Raw genomic sequence first — 21821 nt, forward strand, 5'->3', positions numbered from 1 at the left:
ATACATAAAATTAATCATTAATTATATTACTATACATATAAAATATGTTAATTTATTAAAATAAATAATATTTATGTTACATATTAAAATGTAATTAAATAATACATGCTTATTATCAATAAGCATACTATTAAATAGTAATTATTCAATGCTTACTTGTGAATATATTATTCCTAATGCAATCTATTAAGATTTATTAAAAATATTAATAGTATAAATGCATAAAAATATATATACAGATAGAATCTAGAATAATAGTAAAAATTAATAAAATACAGTTATATAATACTAATAACAATATTCTAGATAAATACGATATCTAACATAAAAATTATTTGCTAAGGTTATTTATTTTAAAACTATCATAAATAGAGCTACAATCTTTTTTATTCCACTAGATTAATTTTTTGATTTCCATAAATAATTTATATTCATTTGTAATGGTGGAAAAGGTAAGCGTAGATTATGTTGTTGGAATCCATAAAGAATTAGTTGATGAATTTGATGGCGTAATGGCATACGATGTGCCATCTCAGCTGCATAAATACGCAATTCAAAAATTTGAATACCTTGCTGTATATTTACTAGATAAGCTTCTGGTGCTGGTGTTTCAAGTACTAAAGAACATTGAGATGCTGCTTCTAGCAAAATATTAGTTACTTCTTGACTATTAGCTTGAGTATCTGCTGGTATAGTAAGCACGACACGAGTGACAGCATCACTTAAAGACCAGTTAATAAATTGCTCAGTAATAAAAGCTTTATTAGGCACTATAATTTCTTTCCTATCCCAATCAGAAATTGTTGTAGCACGAGTATTAATTTTGGTAACAGATCCGGTAAGATCGCGAATTGTAACAGTATCACCAATGCGTATTGGCTTCTCAAATAAAATTATTAAACCAGAAACAAAGTTAGCTACTATTTCCTGCAAACCAAATCCTAAACCAAGGGTAAGAGCCGCTATCAACCATTGTAATTTAGCCCACTCTATGCCTAACATTGAGAAACTAATCAAACCACCAAATAGCAATAATAGATACTTTGTAATACTAGTAATAGCATATCCTGTTCCTGGGGTTAAATCAAGATGTTGTAATAAACCAAGCTCTAATAATGCAGGCATATTTTTAACTAACTGTACGGTAACAATCATTACTAATATTGCAATTAATACTGCACCTAAAGTAATAGGTTGCAAAGTTACCACTCCTTTTGCTGAAGATGTCACATCCCATAAACGAATATTTTCTAAAAATGCAAAAGCAGAATGTAATTCAGACCACAGCCAAATTAGTGAAACTAAAGCTACCATAGTTAGAATAGAACGTACTAAACGTAAAGATTGAGCGCTAATAGTGTCTAGATCTACAACAGGTTCTTCAATATCTTGGCTACCTTCAATGTTATATAAAATAGAATCGTCTTCACTCTTATTTCTTTTTTCAAGACGTTCTGCTCGGCGTTGTTTAGCACGCTCAAAAGCAATACGACGTCTTTGAATTAACATCCAACGACGAATAATATAGTATACAACTAGTAATATAAACCATATTGCAACTGAACTTTCTAAACGAGCTAATAGCACTTTAGCCGTATTTAAATACCCAAACAAAGAAGAAAAAGCAGCAATTAATGGTGCGCATAATAAAATCCACCATAACACATGATTTGTAAGATTTTCACCATCACCATGTTTATTTAGGTATAATGAAATTCCTGCTCTTTTTAGACTAGCAGTCAATAAACTAAGAGCTACACAGAGCATTATAAAGCAAAATCTTCCTAAAGATCCATTAAAAAAACGATTGTCCATATTATCAAATGTAACTAATGCCATTAATAGAGGTACTATCAGCCAAATAGACATACGATAGTAGCTCATAGCTCGTTTAACTTTATATTCTGCCCAACGAAAATGAGCAATAAACAAACCATTTGACTGTGCAAATGCTGCGCTAATCATAAACGCCCATAATACCGGTAGCGCAGCTGTTACACCATATCCTATTGCAACAGATATTGAATATGGCCATGTATTGCGTAAACCATAACCTAAAGCAGCCCATAAAATTAACAATGGTAGTGCTACTAATATAGACCAAAAAACTGTACGTAAAGTAAGTGAAATATGATCCTGAGTAACTTTGCCTACTTTACTGCTAGCTCGTTCCATAAATGCTTGATAATAACTACGCGAATAGATACTGCAACCAACTAATATTAATGCTCCAGACAATAGTAATAGTGTTTCTTTTGATGTTAGCATCATTAAAAAAGCTTTACTTAATTGAGATAATGTATCAAAAGATAATAGACGATGTAAACTCTCAATGACGTCTAATGGCGTAGCTAAGGAAATAGGATCTACATCGGCTGTCCAGAACAAATAACGATGAGTTACATCTTTTAGTTCTATAAAAGCGTCTATAAGCTGTGTATTGGCAATTTTTAGTTTAGTAAGTTCTAGGATTTGCGCATCGCAGCCAGATAGTAATGCATTTAATAGTTTACGCTGAGTATTAAGGTGAGGCTGTAGCACATTTTGCTGTGTAATAGTTAATGAACTACCATCATTTTGTTTATAGTTAGATATTGTTTCTATTTTATTAAGTAAATTTTCAAAATATAAGCGTTGTACTCTTAATTTTGCCATATCACCATCAAGTTGCTGAGGATTTGGAATATCAGGGAGTCTAGCTACTTGTGACCTCATGGTTTCTCTTAATACAGCAGTCCCATCTAACCATTGAGCTTGCTCTCGAATAGTATTAAGTACCCTACATACTTGGAGAGTCTTTGTTTCAGTAAGACGCTGTTGATTAGCAATACTATCCATACGAACAGATTGTTGATTTAATGTTTGTGAAAGTTCTTGGTTTATTTGTAGTTGCTCTATAATAGATAGCGGTAAATCTCCTATTTGTTCTACAAGTTTTTTGGTACGTACTAACGCCTGTTCAGTTTCATGTTGTCTTTGTGAATTAAGAATATTACGTAAATTTTTTAGTTGCAGTTCTAACCATTGATGTCGTTTACGTAAAATATCAATCTGTAAGCGTACTAGTTCTTGACGATTATCAGCTGAAAGTTGTTCAATTTCTAATTCATCTACTAACGATTTACGTGCAATAACTTCAGCTTGTAATTGATTGTATTGTGCTTGTGACAGTAAAGTACTAGTAACTAATACGTTACTTAAACGATGCTCAGCCTCGGTAAGATTTTTACGGAAAGTAGCTTGTTTTTGTGGAATCTGACTCAATGAATCACTAATTTCACGCGAATGATCTAACTCTTGCTGCAATTGACGAGAAATTTCTAGTAATTGACTGCTAATCTGTAATATATGCTGTTCATACGCACTAACTGGTATGATAGATGTCAATGGTGGAGATATGTCCTCATGATGTAATTGTTGACGAAGTTCACGTGTAAGTGTTGGAAAATCTTTTATAATTTTTTGATATTGTTGAATACGTTGAGCTGACTCTTGACTTTGATTTAGCCAATTAAGAGTACTTTCAAGTACTTCAATGATTTCATATTTATTAGGAATATTTTTATTAGATTGAATTTGTTTCAATTCTTGAATAAGCTGCTGTTCATTTGGCGTACCGTAAACATTAAATAAAATTGAAAATATTAAAAGCCCGGTTATCAATAATTTGGTAATCAGGCACATAGATATTCCTTTCTTTTAGCAATTTGTCATTTATTTTATTTATAAATAGATGATTAAAGAAAATAAATGCTAATAATTTAGTAAATTTGCTAATAAAACTTTTAAAGTTAATCAAAAAGTACTCTAATATTAAGATTTCTTTAATGTTAATGTCAATTAATCGGGAACTATCTTTATTTTGTAAGCAAATTCTTCACCTATAATAGTTTTAAATCCGCTAATTAATTTTGGAGTAAACTCAATACGATTTGCAGAAAATAAATTAATCACTGTAGAACCTAATTTAAAACGACCCATATCTTCGCCTTTTTTTAGAATAACAGCACCTTCTCCCGTAGCTGGATAAGTCCAGCGCTGAATAATGCCTTCACGGGTACTATTAACAGTACCTGACCAGACAGTTTCAATACTACCAACAATAGTAGCACCAATTAAAATCTGTGCTATTGGGCCAAAATAAGTATCAAAAATACAAATTAAACGTTCGTTACGAGCAAAAATATTAGATACATTCATAGTCATAAGTGAATTGACAGAAAAAAGATCTCCAGGAACATATATCATTTCGCGGAGCGTGCCATTACATGGCATATGAACACGATGACAGTTACTAGGTGATAAATAAATAGTAGCAAACTGACCATTTTTAAATTCTTCTGCTAGTAGATAGTTGCCGGCTAAAAGTGCTTCAAGTGTATAGTAATAACCTTTAGCCTGTAAGATTTTATCTTGTTCAATATTACCTAATTGACTTATTGTACCATCAACAGGTAATACTAAACCATCAACATAATCAGTAATAGGACGCATACCATTACGTAGCGGACGAACAAAGAAATCATTAAAAGTCTTATAATGTTCAGGTTGTGAATAAAGAGCTTCTTTCATGTTGATTTTGTAATACCTAATAAAAGCTTTTATTGCCATATGAGTCATCCACCCAGCTTGTTGATCAGCTCCCCAACCAATAAGACGAGTTATACATTGTTTAGGCAATAAATATTGTAATTTAATTTTAATGCTATCTAGCACTTTTTAACCTCTTCTAATAGGTTTACATTCAGATATGATAATTATTTATTATATAAATTAATATATTCTTAAAAACTATTATTTTTTATCAATAACATGTTATTAGTAAGTCAGATTATGATATGTTATAGTAATTAATTCATAGATTAATGTTTTACTAATATATATAATAAAAATTATTTTAGTATAATATTGTAAATAGTTTGTGCTTTATGAAATTAATGAATAACTCTCTTTTGTTTTATTTTATATTGATTTTAAAGTAGTAGTATTTTATATCAAAATAAATTGAGATTTTTTACAATTCAGATTGTTTATATAATTATTCTTACAATCTACAATCATTACTATATCTATCCTATACTAATAATATAATAGTATTAATTAACTTTATCAATATTTATAAAATATTAATTTATTATGTTATTTTAAAGTTTTTGAAAATATATATCAACATATAAATTGATAATTGTATTATTTAGAATAATAAATAACATTTATATTAATAAATATAAACTTACTGATATTAAGTATATAATAATATATAATATTATCAATAATTTTATATATAAAATTTATAATACTTAGTTGTTATAATACTTTTCTTACGTAGAATAGTTAAAAATGGAAAATATATAATATTATTAATTAATAATTAATGTCTTAAAGGTGTATTTATTATCCCTAAAAAATTATTATTTATAATATATAAATTATATATTATAAATAATAATTTTTTATCATATAAAAGTTAATTATTTAATAATACTATGGAATAACTATAAAAATAAAAATTTTTTACAAATTACGTAATTTTATTAAAAAAATTATTATTTATTAGTAGGCATATATTTTAGAATTAATTATAATGTACTGTGTGCATTACTGAATTTTAATTATTTAATTAAGTAATTAATATTTAAAGTATTATAAAAATAAATAATAATTTTAGTCTATGTATGGACGTATATTTTTATTAAAATTATAACTATGCATCTATCAATTGTACTGATCTATAATTTGTATCTTAATATTCATTACCAATAACCCTACTGCGATAACTTGCCCAATTAAAATTAACCCATAAACTATTCCCTAAACTCATACGATCCATAACACGCTCTCCTAATAAAGTATTCATATTATGAACATTTAAATTCGAAAGCATGCCCGTAGGACGTTTTGATGACGAACGTCTATCAACTATTTGATTAATAATTACTTTTTCATAACGTGATTCAATTTGTACACCAATTTCATCAATCACCAGTAAATCTACTGCGCTAAAATTGTTTAATAAAGAATCTTCTGTAGTGTTACTATTGCCGTTAAAAGTTTTCTTTATACTAGACATTAAATCAGCTACTGTAATAATAAGAACTGATTTATTACATAAAATTAAATCATTACTAATAGCTACTGCTAAATGGTTTTTACCTGTACCTGGTTTACCAGAAAAAATAAAACTAGCAATATTGCTATTAAATTCTGCTGCATACTGACGAGCACGTTCTAATGCTATTTGTTGACCTCTACATTCTACTTGATAATTATCAAATGAGCAATTCATATGTAACGGGCGAATACCGGAGCACTTAAAAATACGTTGAATTTTCATAGCTTGATTATCGCGCGAAATAGCTTTTGAGCATTTACGACCTTCTTCTTCCTGCCAAATACGCCATTCTTCAGCATTAGTAAATTTAGGTGTAATATGCATAGGTATCATATTTTTTAATTTCTGTATTAATTTTATATTCGTGAGATCTTTCATCATGTATCTCTAAAAAATTTAGTATATAATAGTATTATTATCTATCATTATAAAATAATGTATTCAATAATTATTGATATATAATTATGTTTATTATTTATTTTTTGTATTCATTTAATATTAATTAAATAACAAATCTTGAATAATATATTGAATATTGATTTATTATTAAAAATATTTATTATATAATATACTTTATAACATATAATTATTATGTAATATAGATATAATATAATTATATCATGCTGAATTAATTGTATATGATTATAAAAAATAATAAATTAATTGTAAATTTTATTTTTTTATTAAATATGAATACCTTATATCTTTCAATATAATAAAATATTGTATACAAAACATATGATAAGTTTAATAAGGAAAATTTGAAAAATAATACTTTTTAACATATAAATAGTAAAATTATGATTTATTATATCGAATACTAAATATAATAATACTAATATCTATTAGATTTGTACAATGTAATAATACAATTTCTTATTGATTAAAAAATACAATTATTCAATAATATTTGAATACTTTAACGCATTTAATAATAATTTATCATAAATAATGAATCTAGTAGATAAAAAATATTTAATAAATATATATAAATAATTTGAATATCATGAGAACATATTAATTTATAAAATTTTAAATTAAAACTAGATGTATTAAATTGTTTAAAAAATAATTCAATATATTAAATATTTTGTTTCTTATTTAAACTGAGAATAAATATAGAAGTTGCGCATAAAACAACAGCAGGACCAGCAGGTATATCATAAAACGCAGAAAATATAAGGCCTCCACTAACTGCTATAATACCAATAATAACAGCTATTCCTGCCATTTGCTCTGGTGTACTAGATACACAACGAGCAGTAGCTGCAGGGATAATTAATAAAGATGTAATAATTAACGCACCAACAAATTTCATTGCTAATCCAATTGTTAAAGCTGTCGCTAACATTAATATCATTTGAATACGTTCAATATTAATACCATCTACATGAGCTAATTCTGAATTAATAGTTACTGAAAGTAAAGAACGCCATTGCCATAATAAAATACTTAAAACAAAAATAACGCCAATAGCAATTATTTTAATATCTTGATAAGTTACCGATAGTAAGTCACCAAATAAATAAGCCATTAAATCTATACGTATATTAGACATTAACGCTATTATAACTAGTCCTAATGAAAGAGTACTATGCGCCATTATACCTAATAAAGTATCAAAACTAATAGTTGGACGACGTTCGAGCCATACTAAACAAATAGCAAGAGGCAGGATTACTATAATAACAGCAAAAAAAAGATTTATATTAAGGAGTAAACCAAATGCTACGCCAAGTAATGAGACATGCGCTAGAGTATCTCCAAAATAAGACATTCGACGCCATATTATAAATGATCCTAGAGGTCCTGCCGTTAATGCGAGTAATGTGCCTGCAATCCAACTAGGAAGAAGTAAATCAATCATTACGGTTATGTTCTCTTCCCTGCTAATGATATCATATATTACCTGTAGAGTAGTGTGATGTTAAGTAATGATAATTATTATATTTCTAATATTTTAACAATATAAAATTAAAATAGCTATACATTTATAAATACATAAATTATAACTTAAAAATATGCTAATAAGAATTATAGAAATAATTATATTTTTACAGTACTTTTATAATAAAGACACTATACGATAATAATTTTTATTACAAACAAAATTATCTCTTTTCTAAGAAAAATTGATATCATATGCTTCAATTCAGCAAAAAATATTCTTCATAAGGCTATAATATATTACGTTTGTAGGACAATGCTAAAATATATAAAACACTTAAATATTTTAGGTATATTATTATAGATAATAATTAAAATTTTGATTTAAGATTATTTTATTAGATATATAGTCGTATACACTAACAATGATACTACTTCATTTAAACATTTTAATAAAAATTCTAAAATATTAAGTTATGATACAAATAGAATTTACAATTTCAAGAAAATTTAATTTTAATATCATCTTAAAGATATAAGATATATTTTGATATTTATTTTATTTTTTTTGCATACACACTATATATAATATAATAATATACTGCAACTAACAAAAAATAATATAATATGATACAAAAAACAAAATGGTTTAAGCGTAATCTTATTATTGTATTAATTATAATAGTAAGCATAAATTATGTTAAAGCAGATCTGTTAACCTCTATACGTCCTTTAGGATTTATTGCGTCAGCAATTGCAGATGGTATAACACAAACGCATGTTTTGCTACCTAATGGTGCTTCTCCACATAATTATGCACTAAAGCCATCTGATATTCAACGTTTACATCAAGCAGATTTAGTGATATGGATAAGCCCAGAAATGGAAGTATTTTTAACAAAATTAACCCAACAAATAGATAGTCATAATAACCTTATTTTAGCTAATGTGCCAACTATTCATAATCTTCTGATTCCAGGTAATAACAATGATAATATTAAGTTATTAAAAATAAAACAAAGTCCACAGCAACATAATAATAGAAGCAATATTGCAATAACTACTCATACTATTTTAGAAAAATATATTCATCATCATTATAGTCAATATAATTTTCATATTTGGTTATCCCCAATTATTGCAAAAAGTATTGCTATTGCTATTCATTCTAAGTTATTATTACAATATCCAAAAAATAAAAATAGGCTAGATATCAATCTACGTAGATTCGAGGAAACATTACAGCAGACACAAAAAAATATTTTTTTAATGCTCAAACCTATACATGGTAAAGGTTATTTTGTTTTTCATGATGCTTATAGTTACTTTGAAAAATATTTCGGTTTAACTCCTTTAGGTTATCTCACTATAAATCCTGAAATTCAGCCTGGTGCATATCATTTACATAAAATTCGAACACAATTAGCGCAACCAAAAGTTATTTTTACTGAACCACAGTTCAGACCAGCAGTAATTTCTGCAATAGTACAAGGGACTAAAATACGTGAAGGAACTTTAGATCCCCTAGGAAGTTCTATTGCATTAGGTGCTGATAGTTACAACAAGTTTTTAACTCAGCTATCACAACAATATTTAAGCTGCCTGAACAGAGATTAAGAGGACATACTAGTGCAGCAGATAGCTAGATCTATCACTCTAGCATATAATAACTTACCTAGATTACATAGGGTGATGCTAGGCTCACTAACTATTATTACACTAGCTATATCTATTGGACGACCATTAGTTTACCAACATAATAGTATCAATAATAAAGTTACTGAAATAATTCATATAGATCATAAGAAATCACAGATTCTTACGCCTGAAGCAAGTGAACCATTAGATACACTTATAACAGACGATGAAATTTCTACTGACGAATTAGATGATAAACCAGAGAATAATTACAAAACTTATGATTATCTTATTACTATGGGAGATAATCTTAGTAATATTTTAACTAATTTTGGTATTGATAAATCAGAAATATTTAAGCTAATTAAACAATATCCAATATTAAGTAATCTAAAAATAGGTCAAACTATTTCCTGTGATGTTAATCATATTGGTGAATTACAACAGTTATTTTGGAAATTAAATCGTTGCGAAACTCGTACTTATAGTCTTATTAACGGCAGATTTAAAGAATTTATAAAATCTCAGCAAGGAAATGAAAACAATAAAATTATTACTGGATCACTAAATGGTAGTTTTGTAAATAGTGCTCGTAATGCAGGACTGACTCTTACCGAAGTTAATATGATTATTAAAGTCTTACAATGGCAAATGGATTTTCGTAAATTACAGAAAGGTGATCAATTTGCAGTTCTAATCGCTCGTAAAGAACTTAATAGTTATAGCAAACAGAGTCAATTATTGGGTGTAAGAATGCATACTAATGGAAAAGATTATTACGCAGTACGTGCCGAAGATGGTAAATTTTATGATCTTCAAGGTAGTGGTTTAGTAAAAAGATTTATGCGTTTTCCTACAATAAAAAAATTTCGAATTTCATCTAATTTTAACCCACGTCGTATTCACCCTATTACTGGACATATAGCTCCACATCGTGGTGTTGATTTTGCTATGCCAGTAGGAACACCTATATTTGCAATAGGAGACGGTAAAGTTGTAGTCGCAAAAAATGGAGGAGCAGCAGGTAATTATATAGTTATTCGCCACAGTTGTCGGTATACAACACGTTTTATGCATCTTAATAAAATTCTTGTAAAACCAGGACAACAAGTAAAACGCGGAGAACGTATCGCATTATCTGGTAATACTGGTCGTTCTACAGGACCACATTTGCATTACGAATTCTGGTTAAATAATCAAGCAATTAATCCTTTAACGGTACAATTACCACGTACCGATAAATTATTAGGTAAAAATCGTCAAGAATATTTAGATCTTGTAGGTCATATTATTCTACAACTTAAAAATTAAAAATTATATTATTTAATTATATAATCTTAATAATGTAATATTTTATTAAATGATTTTTATGCACAATATGTATTTATTATTATGTATGATAATGATGTTATTTATTGTTTTATTTTAATTTTTAGTTACACTAATTTTATATTAAAAAATAATATATGAATATATGTTTATATTATTGATATAATTTATTATTTTTATAAAAAATATAATATATATGCAGAAAATTATTATAAAATAATGCTAATTTTTTAAAAAATTAGCATTATTTTATTTGAATCAATGAAATGTATATTTTAAATTTAACGTACCAAATATATCTTACTTAAATGTAGTATTATAAGAAATATTAGGCACGATCTATTTTACTCATAACAAATTTAATGAAATTTGTTAATTTTAAATATCATTGCAATACAATTAGCATAGATTGTTATAATACATTATAAAATTTATATTAACAATAATATAAATTAAAATTATTTTCTAATATTTAAATGTAACTTATTAACAATGATATATAGTACATTTTAGAATACTTAAAATATTAATTTTTTTGTATGTATGTACAGATTACTTATTTCTGTAAAACTATATAATAACGCGATCAAGAAGTTCAATATAAGCCATTGGTGCATTATCTCCTGAGCGATATCCACATTTAAGAATACGAGTATATCCACCAGAACGTTTGATAAAGCGTGGTCCTATCTCATTAAATATTTTTGCTACTAATATATTATTGCGAATACTAGCAAATGCTAACCTCCTATTAGCAACATTATCAATTTTTGCTAAAGTAATTAAAGGCTCAAAAACACTACGTAGTTCTTTAGCTTTTGGTAGAGTTGTTTTTATAATTTCATTATGAACCAAAGAATTAACCATATTGCGAAACATAGCTTGACGATGGCTACTATTACGATTTAATTTACGCCCGCTCTTACAATGACGCATAATATTTATCCTTTTGTAGTATAAAATCCTTAAATGTGTCTTATCAAATTAGCTACTCATCAGTAATGCTAGCTGGTGGCCAGTTTTCTAGGCGCATACCTAAAGATAAGCTGCGTAAAGCTAATATATCTTTAATCTCAGTAAGAGATTTTTTGCCCAAATTAGGTGTTTTTAGTAACTCAATTTCTGTACGTTGCACTAAATCTCCAATGTAATGAATAGCTTCTGCTTTTAAGCAATTAGCAGAACGTACAGTTAATTCTAGATCATCGACTGAACGCAACAAGATGGGATCAAATTCTGGTTTTTCTTCTTTTACTTCAGGTTGATGAATATCACGCAAATCAATAAAAGCTTCAAGTTGTTCAGCTAAAATAGTTGCAGCACGACGAATTGATTCTTCGGGATCAATAGTACCATTAGTTTCCATCTCTATAACTAGTTTATCTAAATCAGTACGTTGTGCAACACGAGCAGCTTCAACATTATAAACAATACGTTCTACAGGACTGTAACAAGCATCTACTAATAAACGACCAATAATTCTTTCATTTTCTTCTATATTTATTCGAGAAGAAGCTGGTACATATCCACGACCACGCTGAATTTTAATACGCATATTAATTGATGCATTTTTATCAGTCAGATGACAAATAACATAATTAGGATTAATTATATCAATATTATTATCATGGCTAATATCAGCAGCAGTTACAACACAAATACCAGATTTATTAAGATTTAAAATTACTTCATCTTTATCTTGAATTTTTACTGCCAATCCTTTTAAATTTAGTAGTATTTCTAAAATATCCTCTTGTACACCTTCTTTAGTGCTATACTCATGTAATACACCATCAATCTCAACCTCGGTGACCGCACAACCAGGCATAGATGAAAGCAGAATACGACGTAGTGCATTACCAAGAGTATGACCAAAACCACGTTCTAATGGCTCAAGGGTAACCCTAGCGTGTGTTGCGCTTATTTGTTCAATATCTACTAAGCGCGGTTTTAGAAAATCTGTTACAGAAGACTGCATGATATCCTCTCTCTGGTACTTCATTTTACTTAGAATAAAGCTCAACAATAAGGTGTTCATCAATATCTGCAGATAAATCAGAACGTTCAGGATTATTTTTAAATATACCTTCCATTTTAGCAATGTTAACTTCGATCCAAGTTATATTTTGACGTTGTTCAATCAATTCTAATGCAGCTTTTACACGAGATTGTTTTTTAGCTGTTTCACGTACACTGATTATATCACTGGGAGTGACTTGATAAGAAGGAATGTTAACAACACGATTATTAACTATAATAGCTTTATGGCTGACCAATTGACGTGCTTCTGCACGAGTAGTACCAAATCCCATGCGGTAAACTACATTATCTAGACGCCGTTCCAACAATTGCAATAGTTTTGCACCAGTATTGCCTTTTAAACGTGCTGCTTTTTTATAATAATTATGAAATTGACGTTCTAAAACGCCATACATACGACGCACTTTTTGTTTTTCACGTAATTGAACACCGTAATCAGACAGGCGAGGCTTGCGTGCACCGTGCTGTCCAGGTGCTTTCTCAAGTTTACATTTACTATCAATAGCACGAACACCAGACTTAAGAAATAAATCTGTGCCTTCACGACGGATGAGCTTAAGTGTAGGACCTAAATATCTTGCCATTTTTTCTCCAATAATCCGCAAACGATGTTATACACGACGTTTTTTTGGCGGACGACAACCATTATGAGGAATAGGAGTAACATCAGTAATATTAGTAATACGGAAACCAGCTGCATTTAATGCGCGAATCGTGGACTCGCGTCCAAGACCAGGCCCTTTAACCATAATATCTAAATTTTTAATACCATATTCTTTTACTATTTCAGCGCAACGTTCTGCGGCTACTTGTGCAGCAAATGGCGTAGATTTACGAGAACCACGAAAACCAGAACCACCAGATGTTGCCCATCCTAACGCATTACCTTGACGATCAGTAATAGTAACAATGGTATTATTAAAAGAAGCATGGATATGAGCTACTCCGTCTAAAATCTGCTTTTTTACACGTTTAACACGTGCACGAATAAGTGTTTTTGCCATTATTTAATTATCCCGATTATTTTTTGATCGGTTTACGTGGACCCTTACAGGTGCGTGCATTAGTTTTAGTACGCTGACCACGAACCGGTAAACCACGACGATGACGTAAACCGCGATAGGTACCAAGATCCATTAAACGTTTGATGCTCAGGGTTACTGCACGACGCAGATCACCTTCTATAGTATACTTAGCTACTTCGTCACGAAGCTTATCAATTTGCTCTTCAGATAGATTACTCAGCTTAACATGTTCAACAATACCAGTAGCCTTGCAAATAGATTGCGAACTCGTCTTGCCTATACCGAATATCGCAGTTAATGCGATTACAGTTTGTTTTTGATCAGGGATATTAATACCTGCTATACGGGCCACTATGCACTCCTAAGTTTTTATACAATAGTAACATTTTAAAAAGATCTTTTTAAAAATACTTAAATGATACTATAGTAATACACAAAATATTAGTTGGCTAAATTTACTTATATTAACCTAACTTTACAAGAAATATGTCATATAATTAACCTTGACGCTGTTTATGTTTTGGCTCTGCACTGCAAATAACATATACAATACCATTTCGTTTAACAATTTTACAGTTACGACATAATTTTTTAACGGAAGCACGAACTTTCATTTTACTCTCCGTACTTTATTAAATTACTAAAATTAACGATTAGAGCTTCTCAGATTTGCTTTTTTTAATACAGATTCGTACTGATTTGACATCATGATAGTTTTTACCTGAGCCATAAAATCCATAATAACAACTACTACAATAAGTAGTGAGGTACCTCCAAAATAGAATGGTACATTCATGGCATTACGCATAAACTCTGGAAACAAACAAATAAAAGTAATATATAAAGCACCAATTAAAGTTAAACGAGTCATTACTTTATTGATATACCTTGCCGTTTGTTCTCCGGGACGAATGCCTAACACAAATGCACCAGATTTTTTTAAATTATCAGCTGTTTCTCTAGGATTGAAAACTAACGCTGTATAGAAAAAACAAAAAAAAATGATTGCAGACGCATAAAGTAATAAATAAAGTGGTTGACCAGGTTGCAAATACATAGCAATTAAAGTTAACCAGTGCCAATTAGTGCCACCCCCAAACCAAGATGCAATCGTAGCTGGAAATAGAATAATACTTGAAGCAAATATGGCAGGTATTACACCGGACATATTAATTTTTAATGGTAAATGTGTGCTCTGTGATGCATAAATTTTACGTCCTTGTTGACGCTGAGCATAATTAACGACAATGCGACGTTGACCACGTTCCATAAAAACAACAAAAAAAGTTATTGCAAATACTAAGATTGTGATTAATAACAATAAAAAAACATGAAGATCTCCATGTCTTGCTTGTTCAATAGTATGACTAACTGCCGGTGGTAAGCCAGCTATTATACCAGCAAAAATAATAATTGAAATACCATTACCTATCCCACGTTCAGTAATCTGTTCGCCTAACCACATTAAAAACATAGTACCTGTAACTAAACTAATTACTGTAGTACAATAGAAAATTAATCCAGGATGTATGACTAATTCTTTCATACCTGGCATATTAGGAAGACCAGTGCCAATACCGATAGCCTGTATAATAGATAAAATAAGAGTACCATAACGAGTATACTGATTAATTTTACGACGACCAGATTCTCCTTCTTTTTTTATCTCCGATAAAGCTGGATGAATAACAATTAATAATTGTATAATAATTGATGCTGAAATATACGGCATGATACCTAAAGCAAAGATTGAAGCACGACTTAGAGCGCCACCAGAAAACATATTAAACATCTCAATAATAGTACCGTTTTGTTGTTCGAGCATTGTTGTTAATACATTGATATTAATACCAGGAATAGGAATGAACGAACCAATACGGAATACTATAAGAGAACCAATGACAAAGAACATTCTATATTTTAGTTCGTTAAGTCCACCTATAGCGCTTCGAAAATCTAATGTTGGTTGTTTAACCATTTAGTATTTATTCCTCAATTTTACCGCCAAGATCTTTGATAACAGTACGAGCACCTTTAGTAACACGCAGACCACGTAGAGTAACAGCACGTTTAATTTCACCTGCAAGTATCACTTTAACGAATTTAATATGTTGACCAACTATATTAGCTATTTTTAAAGTATTTAAATCAATTAAATCACCTTCAACTACAGCAATATCTGATAAACGTACTTCTACGGTATTTATTCCTTTGCGGGAATTAAAACCAAATTTAGGTAGGCGTCTATAAAGAGGCATTTGACCTCCTTCAAAACCACGACGCAGACTATTACCAGAGCGCGACTTCTGACCTTTATGACCTCGCCCACAAGTCTTACTTAATCCAGAACCAATACCGCGTCCTACACGTTTAACTGTATGCTTTGATCCTTTAGCTGGAGATAAATCATTCAAACGCATTTCTTACTCCCTAATTTTAACCATATAGAAAATTTTATTAATCATGCCACGCACGGCAGGTGTATCTTTACGCTCTACAGTGTGACCAATGCGACGCAAACCTAATCCTAATAAAGTTGCTTTATGTTGTGGTAATCGTCCTATAGAACTGCGTGTTTGAGTTATTTTAATAGTTTTTACCATGGTTCGTTACCTAAAATGTCTTTGACTGATTTACCTCGTTTAGCAGCTATCATATCTGGAGATTTCATACTTGCTAGACCATCAATAGTTGCACGTACTACATTAATTGGATTAGTAGAACCATAAGATTTAGCTAAAACATTATGAACACCAGCAACTTCTAAAACAGCACGCATTGCACCGCCTGCAATAATACCAGTTCCTTCGGAAGCTGGTTTCATAAAAATACTAGATCCTGTATGAGCACCTTTTACAGGATGCTGCAAAGTTCCTCTATTAAGAGCTATATTGATAATATTTCTACGAGCTTTTTCCATTGCTTTTTGAATTGCTGCAGGAACTTCACGTGCTTTGCCATATCCAAAACCTACACGTCCATTATTATCACCTACTACAGTTAATGCAGTAAAACTAAAAATACGACCACCTTTTACTGTTTTAGATACACGATTTACCGCAATTAATTTTTCTTGTAAGTCTCCGCTAATTTGTTTTTCAATATGAGCCATATAATACCTCTAACTTAAAACTGTAAGCCAGCTTGACGAGCAGCATTTGCTAATGCTTCGATGCGACCATGATATCTAAAGCCAGAACGGTCAAAAGATATATCTTTTATACCTTTATTTAAGGCGCGTTTTGCAATCATTTTACCTACAATTATTGCAGCATGTTTATTTCCAGTATATTTCATTTGTGCGCTAATTACTTGTTCTACAGTAGAAGCAGCTACCAAAACTTCAGAACCATTAGGAGCAATTATTTGGGCATAAATATGACGAGGAGTACGATGTACTACCAAGCGAGTTACACCTAACTCTTTGAGTTTATGGCGTGCACGAGTCGCACGACGGATACGAGCATATTTCTTATACATAATATTTATCTTATTTTTTCTTAGCTTCTTTAATACGAACGACTTCGTCGGCGTAACGAACACCTTTACCTTTATAAGGTTCAGGACGACGGTAAGCACGTAAATCTGCTGCTACCTGTCCTACTAACTGTTTATCAGAACCTTTTATTACAATTTCCGTTGGAGATAAACATTCAGCAGTTATACCAATTGGTAAATTATATTTAACTGGGTGAGAAAATCCTAAAGATAAATGTACAAAGTTATCTTGTAGTATTGCACGATATCCTACACCTACTAATTGAAGCTTTTTAATAAATCCTTTAGTAACACCAATAATCATAATATTTAAAAGAGCACGAGTTGTGCCAGCTTGTGCCCATGCATTTGCAAAATCTTCACGTGGAGAAAATATTAATGTATTATTAACATGCTTTACTTCAACAGCATTGTGTATTATACGACTTAGTTCACCATTTTTACCTTTTATTGAAATTTTTTGACCTTTGAGTTTAATTATTACACCGATAGGTATAATGATAGGTGTTTTAGCAACACGAGACATGCTTTTCTCCCGATTAAGCTACGTAGCAAAGAATCTCACCACCAATACCAGACCGACGCGCCATAGAATCAGTTATGATACCTTTAGAGGTAGACACAACAGCTATACCTAAACCAGCCATAACTTTTGGTAGTGCATCTTTTTTTTTGTATATACGCAGACCTGGACGGCTTATACGTTGAATTCTTTCTACTACTGGTTTACCTTTAAAATATTTTAATATTAATTGTAAAGTAGGCTTAACTTGACCTATAACACTACAATCTTCAATAAAACCTTCTTGTTTTAATAAATTAGCTATTGCTAGCTTTAGCTTTGAAGAAGGCATAGTAATAACGTTTTTTTTTGCGGCTTGACCATTACGAATTCTAGTTAACATATCCGCTATTGGATCTTGCATACTCATAATATCTTATCTCATAATTCAATTAATAATATTTACCAGCTAGCTTTCTTAAGACCTGGTATTTCACCACGCATAGCAGCTTCACGAACTTTAATGCGACTCAAACCAAATTTACGCAGGAAAGCATGTGGACGACCAGTTTGACGGCAACGATTACGCTGACGAGACGGACTTGAATCACGTGGTAAGGTTTGTAGTTTAAGAACAGCATTCCAACGCTCTTTGTGAGAAAGATTCATATTGGAAATAATTAATTTTAGTTCAATACGTTTAGTTAAGAACTTATCAGCTAATTTCACGCGCTTAACTTCGCGTGCTTTCATAGATTGCTTAGCCATCATTAGTTACCCTATTTTACTTACGTAATGGGAAGTTAAAAGCTGTTAGTAATGCACGACATTCATTATCTGATTTTGCAGTGGTGATAATATTAATGTCTAAACCACGAATATGATCGACTTTATCATAATCTATTTCTGGAAAAATGATCTGTTCACGGATGCCCATACTGTAATTACCATGACCATCGAATGATTTAACGGATAAGCCACGAAAGTCATTAATACGAGGTATAGTAATAGCGATTAAACGCTCAAAGAAATCCCACATACGTTTACCACGTAAAGTTACTTTACAGCCAATCGGGTATCCTTGTCTAATTTTAAATCCTGCAATTGATTTTCGTGCTTTAGTAATTAAAGGTTTTTGGCCTGATATTGCTGCTAAGTCAGATGTTGCTTTCTCTAATATTTTCTTATCCGCAATTGCTTCACTAATACCAATATTCAGGGTAATTTTTTTAATTCGTGGAACTTGCATGACAGAATAATAACCAAAAATAGATATTAATTGCTTGACTACTTTGTCTTTGTAGTAATCATGCAGTTTCGCCATTGTAATATACTCCAGATTATTTAATAGTTTCATTGTTAGATTTAAAGAAACGGACTTTCCTTCCATCTTTAAATCTAAAACCTACACGGTCAGCTTTACCTGTTAAGGTATTTAAAAGAGCTATGTTAGAAATATGAATGGCAGCTTCTTTTTTAATAATACCCCCTATTTTATTTAAAGCAGCCACAGCTTTTTGATGCTTTTTAACTAAATTTATACCCTCAACTATTACTTTACTAGAAGATAAAATATTTTTTACTTTACCGCGTTTACCTTTATCTTTACCAACAAGTACAATTACTTCATCATTACAACGTATTTTTGCTGCCATAGTTTCATTCCTTATAGTACTTCTGGTGCTAATGAAATAATTTTCATGAACTTTTCATTACGCAACTCACGAGTTACTGGACCAAAAATACGTGTACCAATAGGCTGTTCAGAATTATTATGTAAAATAACACATGCATTACCATCAAAACGAATGACAGAGCCATCGGAGCGACGAATACCTTTTTTAGTGCGTACTACAACCGCTTTTAATACATCGCCTTTTTTTACCTTTCCACGAGGAATTGCTTCTTTAATAGTAATTTTAATAATATCACCAATACCTGCGTAACGACGATGAGAACCACCTAAAACTTTAATACACATTACACAACGTGCACCAGAGTTATCCGCTACTTTTAGCATAGTTTGTTCTTGAATCATTCAAATACTCCACTAACGCCGCCATTAACATAAGATTAAGCATGCATAATGTATAGTACTCATGCTTACAAAATTAACATTATAACACTTTTTTGAGATATATGTGAAAAATAAACGGCTCATAAGCAAACTGAGCCGTTTATAGCACTTAATATGCAACTATATTATAAAATAGCTTTTTCTATAATACGTACTAATATCCAAGATTTAGTCTTGGATAATGGACGACATTCGCGAATTTCTATGATATCACCTATATTACAATTATTTTGTTCATCATGTACGTGCAGTTTGGTCGTACGTTTGATGAATTTGCCATATATTGGATGCTTCACCATGCGCTCAATTGTAACAATAACGGTTTTTTCCATTTTGTTACTAACTACTCGACCCTGCAGAGTACGAATTTGATCAGTCATTACGTACCTCTGCTTTCTCAGTTAGTAAAGTTTTAACGCGTGCAATATCACGCCGTAATTCTTTTAACAGGTGCGGTTTTTTTAGCTGACTTCTTGCTGCTTGCATACGCAGTCTAAATTGCTCACGTAGCAAATTCAATAGTTCTGTTGTTAATTCATCAGCACTTTTTTGACGTAACTTGTGTGCTTTCATCACATCACCGTTTTAGTTACAAAAGTAGTTTTCATAGGTAATTTTGCTGCTGCTAGTTTAAAAGCTTCACGAGCTAAATCTTCAGATACTCCGCCCATTTCATATAGTACTTTACCAGGTTGTATTAAAGTAACCCAATACTCTACGTTACCTTTACCTTTACCCATACGAACTTCAAGAGGTTTTTCAGTAATTGGTTTATCTGGAAATACGCGAATCCATATTTTACCTTCACGCTTAATAGCACGAGTCATAGCACGACGAGCTGCTTCTATTTGACGAGCGGTAAGACGACCACGTCCAACAGCTTTTAAACCAAAAGTACCAAAATTTAAATTTATCCCTTGAGCTGCTATACCACGATTCCGACCTTTATGCATTTTACGAAATTTTGTACGCTTTGGTTGTAACATTAAGCGACTCTCCTTACCTGCGGCTTTTACGCTGCTGTTTTTTAGGTTGAGCAGTCGGTTTTTCTGATTGTTCAACAGCAAGCATACCGCCTAGGATTTCACCTTTAAAGATCCATACTTTAACACCTATGATGCCATAAGTAGTATGCGCTTGAGATATATTATAATCTATATCTGCACGTAAAGTATGCAACGGAACACGACCTTCACGATACCATTCAGTACGCGCAATTTCAGCACCACCAAGGCGGCCGCTGACTTCTACTTTAATACCTTCAGCTCCGAGACGCATGGCATTTTGTACAGCACGCTTCATGGCACGACGAAACATAATACGACGTTCTAATTGTGAAGTAATGCTATCAGCAACTAATTTTGCATCTAGTTCTGGTTTGCGAACTTCAGTAATATTAATTTGTGCAGGAACTCCAGCAATATCTGCTACTACTTTACGCAATTTTTCTACATCTTCACCTTTTTTACCGATAACAATACCTGGACGAGCCGTATGAATAGTTACACGGATACTTTTCGCAGGACGTTCAATCACGATACGAGAAACATAAGCTTTTACTAGTTCTTTAGTTAAGAATTGACGAACCCTAAAATCGCTATCTAAATTATCAGCAAACTCTTTAGTGTTCGCGAACCAAGTAGAGTTCCAAGACTTAACAATACCTAATCGCATACCATTAGGATGTACTTTTTGACCCATTTATAGTCTCCA

Annotated in this window: 27 protein-coding genes; 2 read left to right on the forward strand and 25 right to left on the reverse strand. The window is 30.8% G+C overall.

From position 1 onward, the window contains the following. Positions 1-399: 399 nt before the first annotated feature. From mscM to znuB, 4 genes are all read right to left on the reverse strand, one after another. Positions 400-3684: a miniconductance mechanosensitive channel MscM gene (gene mscM, locus GII40_RS02080; protein ID WP_226813193.1), complete on the reverse strand. Its 3285-nt coding sequence runs from the start codon at positions 3682-3684 to the stop codon at positions 400-402. 156 nt (positions 3685-3840) lie between these two features. Further along, positions 3841-4716, reverse strand: a complete 876-nt coding sequence (gene asd, locus GII40_RS02085) for an archaetidylserine decarboxylase (protein WP_226813194.1) — start codon at positions 4714-4716, stop codon at positions 3841-3843. Positions 4717-5743: 1027 nt separating this feature from the next. Continuing rightward, the gene (gene dnaC, locus GII40_RS02090) at positions 5744-6493 is read right to left on the reverse strand and encodes a replicative helicase loader DnaC (protein ID WP_420885592.1); all 750 of its coding nucleotides are present in this window, start codon (positions 6491-6493) and stop codon (positions 5744-5746) included. A 700-nt stretch (positions 6494-7193) separates the two neighbouring features. Beyond that, a complete protein-coding gene (gene znuB / locus GII40_RS02095; RefSeq protein WP_226813195.1) occupies positions 7194-7979 on the reverse strand; it encodes a zinc ABC transporter permease subunit ZnuB in 786 nt (261 codons plus the stop codon). Between the two features lie 647 nt (positions 7980-8626). Between znuB and znuA the strand changes: the two genes are divergently transcribed. Then, on the forward strand, positions 8627-9616 hold the full coding sequence (znuA, locus tag GII40_RS02100) for a zinc ABC transporter substrate-binding protein ZnuA (protein WP_226813196.1): 990 nt from the start codon (positions 8627-8629) through the stop codon (positions 9614-9616). A 12-nt stretch (positions 9617-9628) separates the two neighbouring features. Then, positions 9629-10948, forward strand: a complete 1320-nt coding sequence (mepM, locus tag GII40_RS02105; RefSeq protein ID WP_226813197.1) for a murein DD-endopeptidase MepM — start codon at positions 9629-9631, stop codon at positions 10946-10948. Between the two features lie 588 nt (positions 10949-11536). Here the strand turns inward: mepM and rplQ are convergent. From rplQ to rpsC, 21 genes are all read right to left on the reverse strand, one after another. Beyond that, positions 11537-11902 (reverse strand): 50S ribosomal protein L17, encoded by a 366-nt coding sequence (gene rplQ / locus GII40_RS02110; RefSeq protein ID WP_226813198.1) that lies wholly within the window; start codon positions 11900-11902, stop codon positions 11537-11539. Positions 11903-11954: 52 nt separating this feature from the next. After that, a complete protein-coding gene (locus GII40_RS02115) occupies positions 11955-12944 on the reverse strand; it encodes a DNA-directed RNA polymerase subunit alpha (protein WP_226813635.1) in 990 nt (329 codons plus the stop codon). Positions 12945-12969: 25 nt separating this feature from the next. Continuing rightward, positions 12970-13590 (reverse strand): 30S ribosomal protein S4, encoded by a 621-nt coding sequence (rpsD, locus tag GII40_RS02120; RefSeq protein WP_226813199.1) that lies wholly within the window; start codon positions 13588-13590, stop codon positions 12970-12972. Between the two features lie 27 nt (positions 13591-13617). Further along, a complete protein-coding gene (gene rpsK / locus GII40_RS02125) occupies positions 13618-14010 on the reverse strand; it encodes a 30S ribosomal protein S11 (protein WP_226813200.1) in 393 nt (130 codons plus the stop codon). Positions 14011-14026: 16 nt separating this feature from the next. After that, the gene (gene rpsM, locus GII40_RS02130) at positions 14027-14383 is read right to left on the reverse strand and encodes a 30S ribosomal protein S13 (RefSeq protein WP_226813201.1); all 357 of its coding nucleotides are present in this window, start codon (positions 14381-14383) and stop codon (positions 14027-14029) included. A 145-nt stretch (positions 14384-14528) separates the two neighbouring features. Then, positions 14529-14645, reverse strand: coding sequence for a 50S ribosomal protein L36 (gene rpmJ / locus GII40_RS02135; protein ID WP_226813202.1), 117 nt, complete (start codon positions 14643-14645; stop codon positions 14529-14531). A 32-nt stretch (positions 14646-14677) separates the two neighbouring features. Next, complete coding sequence (secY, locus tag GII40_RS02140; protein ID WP_226813203.1) at positions 14678-16009, reverse strand: preprotein translocase subunit SecY; 1332 nt, start codon at positions 16007-16009, stop codon at positions 14678-14680. 7 nt (positions 16010-16016) lie between these two features. Further along, complete coding sequence (gene rplO / locus GII40_RS02145) at positions 16017-16451, reverse strand: 50S ribosomal protein L15 (protein ID WP_226813204.1); 435 nt, start codon at positions 16449-16451, stop codon at positions 16017-16019. 3 nt (positions 16452-16454) lie between these two features. Next, entirely contained in the window at positions 16455-16634 is a 180-nt protein-coding gene (gene rpmD / locus GII40_RS02150; protein ID WP_226813205.1) for a 50S ribosomal protein L30, read from the reverse strand. Further along, a complete protein-coding gene (gene rpsE, locus GII40_RS02155) occupies positions 16628-17143 on the reverse strand; it encodes a 30S ribosomal protein S5 (protein WP_226813206.1) in 516 nt (171 codons plus the stop codon). The genes rpmD and rpsE overlap by 7 nt, the downstream gene beginning before the upstream one ends. A gap of 14 nt (positions 17144-17157) precedes the next feature. Beyond that, complete coding sequence (gene rplR, locus GII40_RS02160; protein ID WP_226813207.1) at positions 17158-17511, reverse strand: 50S ribosomal protein L18; 354 nt, start codon at positions 17509-17511, stop codon at positions 17158-17160. A gap of 10 nt (positions 17512-17521) precedes the next feature. Then, the gene (gene rplF / locus GII40_RS02165; protein ID WP_226813208.1) at positions 17522-18055 is read right to left on the reverse strand and encodes a 50S ribosomal protein L6; all 534 of its coding nucleotides are present in this window, start codon (positions 18053-18055) and stop codon (positions 17522-17524) included. Between the two features lie 13 nt (positions 18056-18068). Beyond that, on the reverse strand, positions 18069-18461 hold the full coding sequence (gene rpsH / locus GII40_RS02170) for a 30S ribosomal protein S8 (RefSeq protein WP_226813209.1): 393 nt from the start codon (positions 18459-18461) through the stop codon (positions 18069-18071). 32 nt (positions 18462-18493) lie between these two features. Further along, entirely contained in the window at positions 18494-18799 is a 306-nt protein-coding gene (gene rpsN / locus GII40_RS02175; RefSeq protein WP_226813210.1) for a 30S ribosomal protein S14, read from the reverse strand. A gap of 16 nt (positions 18800-18815) precedes the next feature. Continuing rightward, the gene (rplE, locus tag GII40_RS02180) at positions 18816-19355 is read right to left on the reverse strand and encodes a 50S ribosomal protein L5 (RefSeq protein WP_226813636.1); all 540 of its coding nucleotides are present in this window, start codon (positions 19353-19355) and stop codon (positions 18816-18818) included. Between the two features lie 16 nt (positions 19356-19371). Further along, positions 19372-19686: a 50S ribosomal protein L24 gene (gene rplX / locus GII40_RS02185; RefSeq protein WP_226813211.1), complete on the reverse strand. Its 315-nt coding sequence runs from the start codon at positions 19684-19686 to the stop codon at positions 19372-19374. 11 nt (positions 19687-19697) lie between these two features. Then, entirely contained in the window at positions 19698-20069 is a 372-nt protein-coding gene (gene rplN / locus GII40_RS02190) for a 50S ribosomal protein L14 (protein ID WP_226813212.1), read from the reverse strand. Between the two features lie 164 nt (positions 20070-20233). Beyond that, complete coding sequence (rpsQ, locus tag GII40_RS02195) at positions 20234-20488, reverse strand: 30S ribosomal protein S17 (protein WP_226813213.1); 255 nt, start codon at positions 20486-20488, stop codon at positions 20234-20236. Continuing rightward, the gene (rpmC, locus tag GII40_RS02200; RefSeq protein ID WP_226813214.1) at positions 20481-20681 is read right to left on the reverse strand and encodes a 50S ribosomal protein L29; all 201 of its coding nucleotides are present in this window, start codon (positions 20679-20681) and stop codon (positions 20481-20483) included. The genes rpsQ and rpmC overlap by 8 nt, the downstream gene beginning before the upstream one ends. After that, a complete protein-coding gene (gene rplP, locus GII40_RS02205) occupies positions 20681-21094 on the reverse strand; it encodes a 50S ribosomal protein L16 (RefSeq protein WP_226813637.1) in 414 nt (137 codons plus the stop codon). The genes rpmC and rplP overlap by 1 nt, the downstream gene beginning before the upstream one ends. A 13-nt stretch (positions 21095-21107) precedes the next feature. Continuing rightward, positions 21108-21809, reverse strand: coding sequence for a 30S ribosomal protein S3 (rpsC, locus tag GII40_RS02210; RefSeq protein WP_226813215.1), 702 nt, complete (start codon positions 21807-21809; stop codon positions 21108-21110). Positions 21810-21821 lie beyond the last annotated feature (12 nt).

It is taken from the genome of Candidatus Profftia lariciata (assembly GCF_020541265.1).
Lineage (GTDB): Bacteria > Pseudomonadota > Gammaproteobacteria > Enterobacterales > Enterobacteriaceae > Profftia > Profftia lariciata.

What these genes read in the sequence shown, in the direction of transcription:
- mscM (WP_226813193.1), bottom strand. Translation starts at nt 3,684, where the DNA reads ATGTGCCTGATTACCAAATTATTGATAACCGGGCTTTTAATATTTTCA.
- dnaC (WP_420885592.1), bottom strand. Translation starts at nt 6,493, where the DNA reads ATGATGAAAGATCTCACGAATATAAAATTAATACAGAAATTAAAAAAT.
- znuB (WP_226813195.1), bottom strand. Translation starts at nt 7,979, where the DNA reads ATGATTGATTTACTTCTTCCTAGTTGGATTGCAGGCACATTACTCGCA.
- znuA (WP_226813196.1), top strand. Translation starts at nt 8,627, where the DNA reads ATGATACAAAAAACAAAATGGTTTAAGCGTAATCTTATTATTGTATTA.
- rplQ (WP_226813198.1), bottom strand. Translation starts at nt 11,902, where the DNA reads ATGCGTCATTGTAAGAGCGGGCGTAAATTAAATCGTAATAGTAGCCAT.
- GII40_RS02115 (WP_226813635.1), bottom strand. Translation starts at nt 12,944, where the DNA reads ATGCAGTCTTCTGTAACAGATTTTCTAAAACCGCGCTTAGTAGATATT.
- rpsD (WP_226813199.1), bottom strand. Translation starts at nt 13,590, where the DNA reads ATGGCAAGATATTTAGGTCCTACACTTAAGCTCATCCGTCGTGAAGGC.
- rpsK (WP_226813200.1), bottom strand. Translation starts at nt 14,010, where the DNA reads ATGGCAAAAACACTTATTCGTGCACGTGTTAAACGTGTAAAAAAGCAG.
- rpmJ (WP_226813202.1), bottom strand. Translation starts at nt 14,645, where the DNA reads ATGAAAGTTCGTGCTTCCGTTAAAAAATTATGTCGTAACTGTAAAATT.
- secY (WP_226813203.1), bottom strand. Translation starts at nt 16,009, where the DNA reads ATGGTTAAACAACCAACATTAGATTTTCGAAGCGCTATAGGTGGACTT.
- rplO (WP_226813204.1), bottom strand. Translation starts at nt 16,451, where the DNA reads ATGCGTTTGAATGATTTATCTCCAGCTAAAGGATCAAAGCATACAGTT.
- rpmD (WP_226813205.1), bottom strand. Translation starts at nt 16,634, where the DNA reads ATGGTAAAAACTATTAAAATAACTCAAACACGCAGTTCTATAGGACGA.
- rpsE (WP_226813206.1), bottom strand. Translation starts at nt 17,143, where the DNA reads ATGGCTCATATTGAAAAACAAATTAGCGGAGACTTACAAGAAAAATTA.
- rplR (WP_226813207.1), bottom strand. Translation starts at nt 17,511, where the DNA reads ATGTATAAGAAATATGCTCGTATCCGTCGTGCGACTCGTGCACGCCAT.
- rplF (WP_226813208.1), bottom strand. Translation starts at nt 18,055, where the DNA reads ATGTCTCGTGTTGCTAAAACACCTATCATTATACCTATCGGTGTAATA.
- rpsH (WP_226813209.1), bottom strand. Translation starts at nt 18,461, where the DNA reads ATGAGTATGCAAGATCCAATAGCGGATATGTTAACTAGAATTCGTAAT.
- rpsN (WP_226813210.1), bottom strand. Translation starts at nt 18,799, where the DNA reads ATGGCTAAGCAATCTATGAAAGCACGCGAAGTTAAGCGCGTGAAATTA.
- rplE (WP_226813636.1), bottom strand. Translation starts at nt 19,355, where the DNA reads ATGGCGAAACTGCATGATTACTACAAAGACAAAGTAGTCAAGCAATTA.
- rplX (WP_226813211.1), bottom strand. Translation starts at nt 19,686, where the DNA reads ATGGCAGCAAAAATACGTTGTAATGATGAAGTAATTGTACTTGTTGGT.
- rplN (WP_226813212.1), bottom strand. Translation starts at nt 20,069, where the DNA reads ATGATTCAAGAACAAACTATGCTAAAAGTAGCGGATAACTCTGGTGCA.
- rpsQ (WP_226813213.1), bottom strand. Translation starts at nt 20,488, where the DNA reads ATGACTGATCAAATTCGTACTCTGCAGGGTCGAGTAGTTAGTAACAAA.
- rpmC (WP_226813214.1), bottom strand. Translation starts at nt 20,681, where the DNA reads ATGAAAGCACACAAGTTACGTCAAAAAAGTGCTGATGAATTAACAACA.
- rplP (WP_226813637.1), bottom strand. Translation starts at nt 21,094, where the DNA reads ATGTTACAACCAAAGCGTACAAAATTTCGTAAAATGCATAAAGGTCGG.
- rpsC (WP_226813215.1), bottom strand. Translation starts at nt 21,809, where the DNA reads ATGGGTCAAAAAGTACATCCTAATGGTATGCGATTAGGTATTGTTAAG.